The following is a 12,015-nucleotide window of genomic DNA, read 5'->3' on the forward strand; positions in this document are numbered from 1 at the left end:
AGGCTTGTTATTCCATAAACGAGATTAATGCTTCCATTCTTGTTAATTCCGGGTCACCACTAGCAATATTCTGCTCTAACTCTTCCAACGATTTCCTCGCTGTTTGAATATCACCTTTATCTATTAATTCCAGTATGGATTTAATATCATTATTTACTTTCAAGTCTCGTGAAGGCTGTCCCATGTATGTTTCAATAATTGTTGAAGCATCCATTCCGTAGATATTCAATTCCTTATGCGTGTATTTCCCATCAATATATTCCAGTTTATACACAACATTGATGTCATTACCGTCTTCATCTGTTCTTGGTTCAACTGACGACATAACCAAAGGAGCATGCGTACTTATTATAAATTGAATTTTCGGGAAAGTATCTTGCAATGCTTTCAGCACACGGACTTGCAAAGCCGGATGCAGATGTTCATCAATCTCATCAATAATGACAGTGCCATGCGTATGTTTGTAGCACTGGGCGCCAAACATAGATTTATTGAGTAAAGCACAACGGAAAGCAATATCCATAACGATATTCACCAAACGACGGTAACCGTCGGACAACAATGCGGATTCTGATTCGCGTCCGTCAACAAACTTGAAATATACCTTGCCTTCATTATGACGTATATCCATATCATTGATGATATTACACCCAGTTGAGCCTAATGCATCAATAATGGCATTTCTTACGGAATTAATTTCCTCCTCACCTTTTTGAGCCCCTTTTAATACAAGCAAACGTTTTATCCAACATTCAAACAATCCTCTACAATCATAACACTCAAAATATCCAAATGAAGGTTTGTGATTGTATTTGTTAAATTTATTCTTATCAAACTTACGCACTGAATGGATATCTTCCGTAGTAAAACAAGCATATACAGGCAATACGTTTACTTGTAGAACACTTTTATCTTCTTGTAGTATATGAGAAGAATGATTACAAACAGTGGCATAATCTCTTAATGGCTTTAAACCTGTTGTAAGATTACGAGAATTCTTTTTAGACTTTTTTTCTATCTTCAGCTCTACATTTGGGTCTAAAGAATAATTGTTACCAGACTGTGTTTGTATAATGGGATAATCTTGTTCATTGGGATGAAATATAATTTCAATGGGTAATTCTGCAACTCCCGTTTCACGGAAATCGTTGTCATCCGCACTTTTCCATACAGTGTTTTCATCGCTATAACCAGAGAAAAAAGCATTTACTACCAAGTTACAGGCGTGCAATAACGAAGTTTTACCAACAGAATTATCTCCTATCAGCAAATTTACTCCTCTCCGAAATTCCATATTTTTTTCTTCGTAGCATCGGAAATTTTTTATTGTTATATCTTGCATAATATTTCAATTTTAGATTTTATACTTCTATTTTTACACTCATCAGTTTGGGAAGCAAGCGGTCGCGGGCTTCGGTGAGTTTATGGATTTGTTTTTGTAACGAAGATATCAAATCAAAATAATATGATATCTTAGACTCAAAACTATCAAGAATATCGTTGTGTGGGCAGCACAGTGCTAATGCATTTATATCTTTAGGATATACATGTGGCTGAGCTGCTCCTTTTTGCAGGTTATCAATTGCAATTTTATTTGCAATAAGATAACAATAAACAAAATGAAAATAGTTCGTCATTGAGCAATCAATAAAAGAACAATCTGATGCCCAAATTTTTTCAAAATACATACGTGTATATCCTGCATTTGCACCTGATGCACTAATTGTTACGACACGATTTCTTGTATTTGATTTGTTGCAATAATATGCTGGTTCAATACCACCTGCAACAACAGGTATATTACCTTCAATTATTTCTTTTTTTGTTATTGTTTTACCTCGCTTAAAACAAACAAGTTCTCCTAAACATATTTTCTCCCATCCTTCCGGCACCCCATCCACAAACTTAGTATTCTCATGCCCAGGGAAACGCAAATCAACAAACCATTCTTTATAAAGACGCTGTGCTGATTCTTCCAATAACTTAATCTGTTTTTGGTAGTTTTCTATTAAGGAATCGTAACGAGAAAGTATCTCAGCTATACGACGTTGATTAAATATTGGTAATAGTGGCATTGGGTATTCCTTAATAGAACTTATTGCTATTCGCATCTGGTTAGCAGCACCGCGACCTTTCATTTGGATATAATTCTTAAATAAATAATACTTAGAATAATATCCCAGAAATTTCTGATCTAAAATTTCATTATCTTTACTCCTTACACAAACAGCATTTTGATTTAAATAGAATCCCTCTACTAATGAATTAACAATAATAGTTCTCCCTGCTGCAGAGTTTTCAAGATTTGGATGAGATCCAACTGTTGCAATAATGAGGTCGTAAAGTTGTAGTCTATTTTGAATATATTTTTTTTCAAGAGCATATGGTAAATAACTAATGTTTGTAAGTTCAAATCCTGAAGGCTTACAATTAGTTACTTTTATAACAGGAATTCCATAAGATATATATTCTTTGTCACTCCATGCTCCTCCATTTATAAAGTGACATAATTCTCCAAGCTTTATCAAGTTACTCATACCTTCCCTCCTTTCTATCCTTCAAACTTCCCACTTCCCAAGATCCGCTCTTATTACTACCCATACGAACAATCATCCCGGCTTTTCTCAACTCACCCAAACGGCGTTTGATAGTTGCTTCCGATACGCCTAATAACGCTCCATATTCAGCATAATTCAGTTTATTATTCTTTAGAATAGCCTGATACAAGCGTTCTGTTATCGGGTCAGACATATCATTTATCGGGTCAGATACAGGTTTTATCAGGTCAGCAGCCTGTGACTTCTTGTATGCTTCAATCTCTTTACTTATGTTTCGGATATGTTCGTCGAACATAAATTCATAGAAAGGAAGAAGCGTTTCCTGTTCGCGTGCATCAATAAGCGACTGGATATATTCTGCCTTATCATCCTTGACCACTTTCGAAGGAATCAGACCGAATTCATATTGCAAATGATTCATCACCAGCCTTGACATGCGTCCGTTTCCGTCTACCCAAGGATGAATGGTGACAAGCTGGTAATGAGCTTCAAAACTGAGCCTATATTTGGAGATTGCATCGTCTGTATTCAGCAGTTCCTTTCTCTGACTGTTTATATATCGACAAAACTCCTCCAATTTGGCAGGAAATTTCAGGAAATTCATATAGGAACTTCCTCCTACACCGGCTGTAACACCAAGCAAACGCAACTCTCCCTTCGATGAGTCAAAACTACCGCTTGCTGTGTTATATTCTCCACCTGTGTTTTTCATCACCAAAGCAGACAAGCCTTTTAGCATATCGACAGAAAAATCAGCATGCGCCTTGGCAAGCTTCATTGACTGTTCGTATGCCGCTTTCAAATCCAAATTCATCATCTGCTCCTGCAAACTGCGGCCTTTTGCCGTGATACCTTCATCGAAAAGCAACTGGTTTTCTATTTCAGTGACCGTGCTGCCTTCAATGGCTGTGGAATGGGTAATAAGGGAATACAGATAGAACTTGTTGTAGTCTATCTGCTCCGCAATACCCAATGCCTTATATTCATCCAGCAGGGAAAGCAGTGTTTCTGTCTTATAGTTCATGCTCATTTCAGCGTCTCCCAGTCATTTAATATTTCCTTCATAAGCACGTTAGCTTCTTCATGAAGTTTTGCCAGTTCCGCATGGATTTCATTCATACGTTTGTGAAAATCCACACCGTCGTCTTCTGCTTCCGGAACACCAACGTAGGCACCAGGTGTAAGCGAATAGTTCTTTTCCTCGATTTCTTCCAGAGTGGCAATCTTACAGAGACCGGCAATATCCTTGTATTCGCCTTTACCGAATTTTTCAGTCAGCCAGTCGTGTTCTTTTATAACTGTCAAAACTTCTTCAAGCACTTTACAGAATTTATCTCCTGCCAGTCTCATGGATTTGAGTTCACGCTTTTTCAGTTTTTCTTCCGCTAACTTGACACAGCTTTTGGTCTGCTCTATCTGTCCGTTCAAGTTCTTGGATAGTTCATCATAGTTTTCCCATGAACAGTTAAGCCATGCCAATGAGCTGTTGAACTGACCGGCGGTATCGCTGTCAAGGAGGGAAACAAATGATAGGGCTTCTTCCGAAATAGAATCTACTGCCTCGTTTATAGCCTGATTGTATTTTTCCAATAATGCCTGGTATTTGTCTGTTTCTCCACGGTAAAGATGGACGATTGCCTGCAAATTGAGCAACTGCCATTCAGTCCATTCGTTCAGCGTGCGGTCAACAACTGTATAATATTTACGGGCATCTATAAAAAGCACTTTGTCGCGGTTTTCTTCCCGTTTGGCCTTGTCGAAAAACCACAGAGAACAAGGCAAAGACAATGTGTAGAAAAAGTTATTCCCTACACTTACCATCACATCCACGTGCCCGGTCTTTACCAGTTGCTCCCTGATGTCGCGATCCTTGTTGGAACTGTCGGTAGCCGAACTTGCCATGACGAAACCGGCACGTCCACGCTCATTAAGATAAGCGTAAAAATAATTAATCCAAAGATAATTAGCATTGCCCACCTCCTTGGTTTTGGCATTGACACCCGGCAATCCGAAAGGAAGGCGTCCCGCACTGAAAGCCGACTCCGACTTCACCTTATCCACATTGAAAGGAGGATTGGCTATCACATAATCGCATCTGCCTGCGAGATTGAAGGCATCATGATAGAAAGAGTTGGCTTCATCCCCGGAAACAATGCGTCCGTTAAGACCATGAACAGCCATATTCATCAAGCAGAGCTGTGCGTTGTATTCCACCTTTTCCTGACCGAAGAATGTCATCAGCGTATTGGCGTTCATACCTGCCGCATTTACAAAATCACCGGTCTGAACAAACATTCCGCCTGAACCACAGGCTGGGTCAAACATAATACCCTGCTTGGGTTCCAAAACATTGACAAGCATTTTCACCAATGACTTTGGCGTAAAAAAAACGCCATCATCGCTGGCTACTGCCTTTGCGAATTTGGAAAGAAAGTATTCATAGATTCGGCCTATAATGTCGCCGCCTATTTCATCAATGGTCTTATTATTGAAAATACGTAACAGTTCGCAGAGCAAATCATCGGCAAACATCGTATATGTTTTTGGCAATACGCCCGTAAGTTGTTCACTTTGTTCTTCTACCAGTTGCATTGCGTTATTTACTGCTTCGCCCAATGAATTCACCGGTTGGCCGTCCTTGTTTTTCAAACCGACAGAAGCGATATTGTCCGGTAAATTGACGAGAAAGTCAAATTGAGCCTCCCGTGGAAGATAAAGTGCGCTTTTTGCTTTAAAGTCGCTTGGTTCAACAGGCATTACCCTCCCTCCGCGTGAAGGTCGGTCTTTCAGTATCTCTGTTTCTACCAGTTTATATCGGCTGTAAGCATAGCGGAGAAACAACAATGCCAACACCGGCATGCAATACTGGTTGCTTGTCAGTTTACTGCCCTGTCTCAACAGGTCAGCTGATTCCCAAAGTTCTGCTTCAAGTTTTCGTATATTTATCATATATAATTTACTTTTTAATACTGTTCCTTTTCTTTTCTCAATTCACTTAATACCTTACCATTATAACTAAAATATTTAGGACCTTGGTATGCTCCCGATGTGTTCTGCTTTTCTTCTGGCAGGAAATTAGCTGTAAATGCAGAGAGGCTATACAGACGGCCATCATACTCAATTTTATCATCACTGGCAATTCTGACAGACATTCGAAGTGGATCAAAAACAATCGTATCCCCAACATTTAAGCCAATCATATGAAACTTAAACGGAGGCTTTTGGGTTTTGCGTTGTTTTTCTTTAGATTCTGCCTCTATCTTCTTATCTTCATCTTTACTTTTGCTGACAACAGGCTTTCCATCAACATACACATATAGCTCGGCGTCATCTAGTAAATCTGCAATATCACGCATAATATCCAAAGCAACAGATGGAGCTATATTGAAGAATTCACGATTCTGTCTTATACGCAAATCTGTCAGACGATCAATCTGTTTATGTATCTGTCTCTCAACTTTAGCATATTTAGTTGTTTTGAGAGTTGCATAAATCTCAAAAGGTAAAGGCACAGCAGTATTATCAAGTTCTTTGCTTCTGACATCTACAGGACGTGAGCTTTTACCAATCTTGACCCAATCTTCTCTAAAACTCGGGTTTGTCAATATATATACATAACCTGTTTCATTTTCCATAATTACTCGGTTCTTAATAAATCATCAACCTTTACTTCCAAGCACTTAGCTATCTGAATCAACATTTCTACATTGGGTTGTGAAGTATTTGTCACCCATTTTGAAACAATTGCAGGGTCTTTTCCTAACTGTTCAGAAAGCCATTTATTAGTTTTACCTTTTTCGGCAAGAATAACTTTTATACGGTTCAAAAGTTTACGTTCCATAACTATTACATTACTGTCACAAATATACTATTATATTTGAACATATAATAAATTATTGATGGTATAATTCAAAAAAATGATAGAATTGACATTTTCTTGAATTATGATGAACTTTATATATTGCGTTAATAGTGGTAAACGCCTTGACTTTACAACCGTATTCATATATACGTCCATTAAAGTAAAGTCAAATAAAGGGAAAAGAGAAAATAGTTTTATTTTTCCCTTTGTTCAGTAAAACAATATTCGCGAAACTCTCTTGCATTTAGTTGACATACTAGGCGAAAAACTCACATATTATTTGTACCTTTGTAAGTAGATAGAAAACTGGTGGACTTCAGTTGGAAAATCTAGATTTTCTATAGTTCTAATTTTATGTAGAAGAATAAACGTAGGAACAGTAGATTCAGATTCAAAAACAACCCGTTATGGTCTAAAAAATACTTTTCTACTGTTTAAAATATAAGCTTTTGATTATCAATTACATCTACATGTTGCGTCGGCAAATAAGTGGTGATTACCAACGATTAGTATATATCCTCAATGATTATTAAGGCGTTCATTTTGAGCGCCTTTCTTTTTAGCCTTATAAGCGATGGTTATCGTTTATAGGGCTTTTTCAGCTCATTTTTGTACCGCATTTGTTGCTCGCTTGTTAAAACTTGAAAATCGAGTGGAAAGGTAGTAGAGAAACTATACGCCATTTTACACGGTTTTACGGGAATTTACAGTAATAACGGAGAAATAAAGATGAATTAAAATGAGCAGCAACCTAAAAATTAAGCGAATTTGCGTTTGGTGCGGTAAAGAGTTTATCGCCCAAAAGACAACTACGGCGTGTTGTTCCAAGCAATGCGCCAACGCTCTTTATAAAAAAAAGAAGCGCGATGAAGCAATCAAGGCTAACAATCAATTCGTGGAGAAGAAGATTGAAAAAAAGCCTATCGAAAGAATCAAAGACAAGCCTTTTCTTACAATTACCGAAACGGCTATCTATCTCGGTGTAACTCGACCAGCCGTTTACGGCTACATTAAACGCAGTGAATTAAAGGGCATTCGCCTGGGCTTCAAATACCTTTTGAAGAAAGAGGATATTGATGTGCTATTCAATAATCCAACAGAGTTCCATACACCAACAAAAGAGAAAGCCCCTATCACAGATTTCTACACTACCGCAGAAGTCAAAGAGAAATATCATGTAAATGAATCATGGATATTTTTAGTAGCCAAGAAGAACAATATTCCTCGGGCTTTCAATCGTGGCAAAACCTACTGGAGCAAGAAACATATAGACGCTTACTTTGCCAAGAAAGCCCCGAATCCTGACATTACCGAATGGTATAGTACCCAAGAAATGCAGGAAAAGTTCGGCATGACCTTATCCGCCATCTACTGTTTCGTTTCCAAGAATGCCATTCCGAAGAAGAAAGAAGGCATCATGGTGTACTATTCCAAGAAGCATGTGGATATAGCCAAGGGCATTGCTGCACCCGAAGAACCGCAATATTATACGGTAGCCGAAGCGATGGAGAAATTCAATCTCACCCGTGACCAGCTCTATCATTATGCCAAGTACCATAATATCCCGAAAGTGAAGAAAGGCAAATACACGCTCATTTCCAAGCCCGAACTGGATAAGTTGCTTGCAGCCCCAAAGATCGAATAAGTTATTTTTCGGTGAATGTACCCACCATTGAATCACCTTATTCCTTTGCACCAAACAAATGTAAAACTCTAAATATTAAACAGTATGTCACACACATGTACAAAAGTAACAGTCCGTCAGAGAGCGATTCGGAATAATCGCATCTCCTTGTATCTGGATTATTATCCGGCAGTTCGTAACCCTGAAACAATGCAGATGAGCCGCAGGGAATACCTCGGCATCTACATCTACGCCCATCCCAAAAACGAAATGGAACGTGAGTTCAACAACGATATGTTGAACAAGACAGAGGCTATCCGTTGCATCAGAGTGCAATCACTCATCAACGAAGAATTCGGTTTCTTGGATAAAACCAAGCAGAAAGCCGATTTCCTTGCCTACCTCAAGAAGATGTGTCGGAACAAAGACCAGAAATGGCAATTCGTCTATCAGCATTTCTGCAACTTCGTCAAGGGACAATGTACCTTTGGCGATGTGAATGTGGACTTGTGCAAGAAGTTCCGTGAATACTTGCTGAATGCCAAGCAACTCAAACACAGCAACCGCCCCATATCCCTCAATTCGGCATCCGGCTACTATTCTACTTTCAGAGGATTGTTGAAGATTGCCTATCGGAACAAATGGTTTCGTGAGAACATCAACGATTACCTTGAAAAGATTGAACCACAAGATGTGAAGAAAGAGTATCTGACATTGGACGAAGTGAAGCAACTCGCTGTCACTCCTTGCGACATCCCCGTATTGAAAGCAGCCTCTTTATTTGCCTGTCTGACGGGGTTACGCATCAGTGGTATTCTCAACCTGCAATGGGAAGACTTCACTATCGCTCCCGACCAAGGTTATTGCTTGCGTATCAGAACCCAGAAAACCCAGACAGAAGCGACACTCCCCATCAGTTACGAAGCCTACGAATTATGCGGTACGCCCGGAACAGGCAAAGTATTCAAAGAGTTGAAACGGAGTATGATTAATTATCCGCTGAAAAGCTGGCTCAAAAAGGCAGGAATAACGAAGTCGATAAGCTTCCACTGCTTTCGTCATAGCTATGCCGTCATCCAAATCTCTTTAGGTACAGATATTTACACGGTTTCAAAGATGCTAACGCATAAGAACGTGTCCACAACTCAAATATATGCCGATTTGGTCAATTCCAAAAAACGAGAAACCGCTAATAAAATATCACTCAAGTAAATTGCAAGTATGAAACGAGGAATCATAACAAACAACAGACAAGGCATCCATATTTCCGATGGTGAGATATGGATGACCTCTTGGGAGATAGCAGACTTGTTTTATACAACGGCTGGGACTATTCACGCAGCAATCAAAAGAATCCTGAAATCTAATGTTTTGAAGAGCCACGAAGTTTGTAAATACCTCAAATTGGAGAATGGGAACAATGCCGATGTGTATAATCTCGATATGGTTATAGCCCTATCCTATCAATAGACACCGGGCATTCCGTTACATTTAGGAAATGGGTAATAAACGAAGTCGCTCGTAAACAAGATTACAACCTCCTGTTATATTTCAACAAGGATACAAACCATACATTGTATTGCTAATAAGCTATATCTCTATACCCTATTGATTGTCTGCATTGTTTACCTTAAATGATGCAGATAATTTTTGTTTTTGAGATACACAAGCCTATTTACCCAACTATTTTCATTCAAAAACAAGAAATTTACAATGCGCTTATTATAAGGAGTGTAACGTGGTGAAAAGTGATGAAATATATCGTCAAAAGCCCATTAACAGGCAAAACTATGGATTTTCTCAAAAATTAATCCTATATATTTGACACAAACGATTAATACATCTCACTATGGAGCAGAAAAAGATAGAACATATTACATTGCATCTGATTGTTTTTGCTACAATCGCAATCATTGGTGTTTTAGCCCGTCAAACCGTACTTCACTATGGTTGGGACGAGTTCAGCAGCTACCTTATTCTTGTAGTATGCTCTATTGTTATAGGAGCTATCTATTTCAATCTACAAATGGCATTCAGGCAACTCCTTTCCCCAACAATAGAAAGATGCTTTATGAGATTTGAGTGTTACCGCAATAAGGCAGTGGTTGAACCCTCAATAGTACATCAGGAACTTATTGAAAGCACCATAGATACAGAACCTATCGTTTCCGAATCTGAACCAGAAATCGAAACTACATCTGACACGACAGAAGAAGTTTTTATTTCCTCACTTCCTGAATCCAATGAAAATGTGGAAGAACTTCCAAAGAATGAAGCCACACCTTCTATTATCAATAATACTCCCATAGAAGAATCCAGCCAGCCAACAGAATATGAGATATACCATGCTACCGCTATGGCTGAAAAAGAACGAGCATCGCAAGAAAAACTTGATAAGGTCATTGCTTACACAAAACAAACCTTAGTTCTCTATCTTGATGAAGCTGCACTTAATCGCTTGTGTGGATATGTGACAGAATATTACTTGTCAGACTCGTTGCCTAAAATCGAACCAATAAAGGTCGATTCTCAGTTAAAGACCATTGATATTATGCACTTTGGATGGAATATCGGGCGGGCTTTCGGCAAGCCACGCTTACAGACTGCCACATTTATAAAGAGGGTATTTGCTCATACCCTCCGTGATTCGGAAATATCTACCATTGAGCGTAAAATGTCGCACACGGAATCAGAGTGTCGTATCAAACTAGATAGAAAAATTGCATAATTAATACTGGCATTTATTTAAAACAGCCTCATATCGAATATCATTAAAAGCTTTAGTCAATAACATTCCATTTTCCTTTGCAACGGGAACCAGTAACTGAGCTTTATATTTTTCTATAGACCTTGCAACCTTATCTTTTAAATCAATTGAAGTTAATGGTTCAGTCATCGTTGCAAACTCTTGATTTACTTGCGATAACACTTTTTCCATCAGCTTATTATCTAATTCAATTATAGCTTTTTGTGCAATTTCTTTTGTTTTGTCTGTAGCTTGGATTAAATACATACATTTATCAAAATCACCATTCTTTTTGTATGTTCCAGATGCATCAATACCAGGGAAAGGATGTAATTGTATTGAAAATACGGAAGACCCAATACTCGCATCAAATAAGTTTCCATTACTATTTGAACCTAAATCAAAAGTTTGATCTTGATAATATATATTTAAAAGATATAATGCTCCCAATGAACGTATGAAATGTTTTAAGGTTCCTTTATGTAACGACTTTCCTCTATTATGTTTTACCGCTTGATAAGCTTTTTGCCAATCTGAAGAACTAGTACCTCGTTTATATGCTTTATGTAGTGGTACTAAATATAGATTTTCATCTTGTTCCAAATACAATATTGGACTTGAGACCATAACAACTTTGTTACTTAAACGCCATTTTGACTCTAATAGAGCCAAGCAATCTGTATCAAAATATAAATCTTTATCATCTGGTTTAGTACCTCCTTCTCTAAAATATAATTCTTTAGATATGGATTCTATTTCTACACTTGTACGAATCAATAAATCAGCAATTTTCATTGAATAAACATCAAGCTGTTTATCATCTATATGAATAATCTCTGCTAAAGCTAATAATTCACGTTCAAGTGATTTATATACATTCCAATATAAATTATTTTTCATCTCTATTGCATTTAAGAACAAAATCTGATGGTAAAATTACAAAAAGTTATTCATTCTTAAATTCAACTACCGTTATTTTATCTGTATAAAATCTGATATTTCATAAAAATCACCTCTTTTTCATCAATAACTTCTAATAACTAGTACAAAGAACATAATCAAACATATAATACAAATTAATTATCAATGACTTATCATCAATAACTACCATCAAAAGTTATTCATCAGTTATATTTTGGTGAATAATTCCACCATTGAAACACCTGTTTTCTTTGCCGTCGAACAATTAAAAACGATTGGCGTATGCAAAAAGAAACAGTAACAT

The 12,015-nt window shown here is 37.7% G+C and carries 10 protein-coding genes and 1 pseudogene; 4 read left to right on the forward strand and 7 right to left on the reverse strand.

What is annotated here, in order from left to right; all coding sequences use genetic code 11:
* Window positions 1–7: 7 nt before the first annotated feature.
* Genes Q0110_RS15385 through Q0110_RS15410 form a run of 6 tightly spaced genes read right to left on the reverse strand, consistent with a single transcriptional unit; the run spans window position 8 to window position 6,399 of the window.
* Window positions 8–1,342, reverse strand: coding sequence for an AAA family ATPase (locus Q0110_RS15385; protein ID WP_297908335.1), 1,335 nt, complete (start codon window positions 1,340–1,342; stop codon window positions 8–10).
* Between the two features lie 19 nt (window positions 1,343–1,361).
* Window positions 1,362–2,537, reverse strand: coding sequence for a restriction endonuclease subunit S (locus tag Q0110_RS15390; RefSeq protein WP_297908337.1), 1,176 nt, complete (start codon window positions 2,535–2,537; stop codon window positions 1,362–1,364).
* Window positions 2,530–3,582, reverse strand: a complete 1,053-nt coding sequence (locus Q0110_RS15395; RefSeq protein ID WP_366139688.1) for a Fic family protein — start codon at window positions 3,580–3,582, stop codon at window positions 2,530–2,532. The genes Q0110_RS15390 and Q0110_RS15395 overlap by 8 nt, the downstream gene beginning before the upstream one ends.
* A gap of 2 nt (window positions 3,583–3,584) precedes the next feature.
* Entirely contained in the window at window positions 3,585–5,507 is a 1,923-nt protein-coding gene (locus Q0110_RS15400; protein WP_297908343.1) for an N-6 DNA methylase, read from the reverse strand.
* Between the two features lie 14 nt (window positions 5,508–5,521).
* Complete coding sequence (locus tag Q0110_RS15405) at window positions 5,522–6,193, reverse strand: GIY-YIG nuclease family protein (RefSeq protein ID WP_032528832.1); 672 nt, start codon at window positions 6,191–6,193, stop codon at window positions 5,522–5,524.
* 2 nt (window positions 6,194–6,195) lie between these two features.
* Window positions 6,196–6,399, reverse strand: a complete 204-nt coding sequence (locus tag Q0110_RS15410) for a helix-turn-helix transcriptional regulator (protein WP_032528831.1) — start codon at window positions 6,397–6,399, stop codon at window positions 6,196–6,198.
* A gap of 760 nt (window positions 6,400–7,159) precedes the next feature.
* On the opposite strand from Q0110_RS15410, the gene Q0110_RS15415 reads away from it, so the two are divergent.
* The 4 genes and pseudogenes from Q0110_RS15415 (at window position 7,160) to Q0110_RS15430 (ending at window position 10,772) form a co-directional block, all read left to right on the forward strand.
* A complete protein-coding gene (locus Q0110_RS15415) occupies window positions 7,160–8,065 on the forward strand; it encodes a helix-turn-helix domain-containing protein (protein WP_297908348.1) in 906 nt (301 codons plus the stop codon).
* A gap of 84 nt (window positions 8,066–8,149) precedes the next feature.
* Complete coding sequence (locus tag Q0110_RS15420) at window positions 8,150–9,256, forward strand: site-specific integrase (protein WP_297908351.1); 1,107 nt, start codon at window positions 8,150–8,152, stop codon at window positions 9,254–9,256.
* Between the two features lie 9 nt (window positions 9,257–9,265).
* Window positions 9,266–9,630 (forward strand): annotated as a pseudogene (locus Q0110_RS15425) (lipofamily protein).
* Window positions 9,631–9,893: 263 nt separating this feature from the next.
* On the forward strand, window positions 9,894–10,772 hold the full coding sequence (locus Q0110_RS15430) for a mobilization protein (RefSeq protein WP_297908354.1): 879 nt from the start codon (window positions 9,894–9,896) through the stop codon (window positions 10,770–10,772).
* On the opposite strand, the gene Q0110_RS15435 is transcribed toward Q0110_RS15430, so the two are convergent.
* Window positions 10,773–11,690 carry a hypothetical protein gene (locus Q0110_RS15435; RefSeq protein WP_297908356.1) on the reverse strand — a complete coding sequence of 306 codons (918 nt, stop codon included), beginning with the start codon at window positions 11,688–11,690 and terminating at the stop codon, window positions 10,773–10,775. It abuts the gene before it with no gap.
* Window positions 11,691–12,015: the final 325 nt, after the last annotated feature.

The sequence above is a fragment of the uncultured Parabacteroides sp. genome (assembly GCF_947855115.1).
GTDB lineage: Bacteria > Bacteroidota > Bacteroidia > Bacteroidales > Tannerellaceae > Parabacteroides.

Bases quoted from the DNA above. Each gene is read 5' to 3' on its own strand.
- Q0110_RS15435 (WP_297908356.1), bottom strand. From the start codon at position 11,690: ATGAAAAATAATTTATATTGGAATGTATATAAATCACTTGAACGTGAA.
- Q0110_RS15420 (WP_297908351.1), top strand. From the start codon at position 8,150: ATGTCACACACATGTACAAAAGTAACAGTCCGTCAGAGAGCGATTCGG.
- Q0110_RS15395 (WP_366139688.1), bottom strand. From the start codon at position 3,582: ATGAACTATAAGACAGAAACACTGCTTTCCCTGCTGGATGAATATAAG.
- Q0110_RS15390 (WP_297908337.1), bottom strand. From the start codon at position 2,537: ATGAGTAACTTGATAAAGCTTGGAGAATTATGTCACTTTATAAATGGA.
- Q0110_RS15405 (WP_032528832.1), bottom strand. From the start codon at position 6,193: ATGGAAAATGAAACAGGTTATGTATATATATTGACAAACCCGAGTTTT.
- Q0110_RS15385 (WP_297908335.1), bottom strand. From the start codon at position 1,342: ATGCAAGATATAACAATAAAAAATTTCCGATGCTACGAAGAAAAAAAT.
- Q0110_RS15430 (WP_297908354.1), top strand. From the start codon at position 9,894: ATGGAGCAGAAAAAGATAGAACATATTACATTGCATCTGATTGTTTTT.
- Q0110_RS15410 (WP_032528831.1), bottom strand. From the start codon at position 6,399: ATGGAACGTAAACTTTTGAACCGTATAAAAGTTATTCTTGCCGAAAAA.
- Q0110_RS15400 (WP_297908343.1), bottom strand. From the start codon at position 5,507: ATGATAAATATACGAAAACTTGAAGCAGAACTTTGGGAATCAGCTGAC.
- Q0110_RS15415 (WP_297908348.1), top strand. From the start codon at position 7,160: ATGAGCAGCAACCTAAAAATTAAGCGAATTTGCGTTTGGTGCGGTAAA.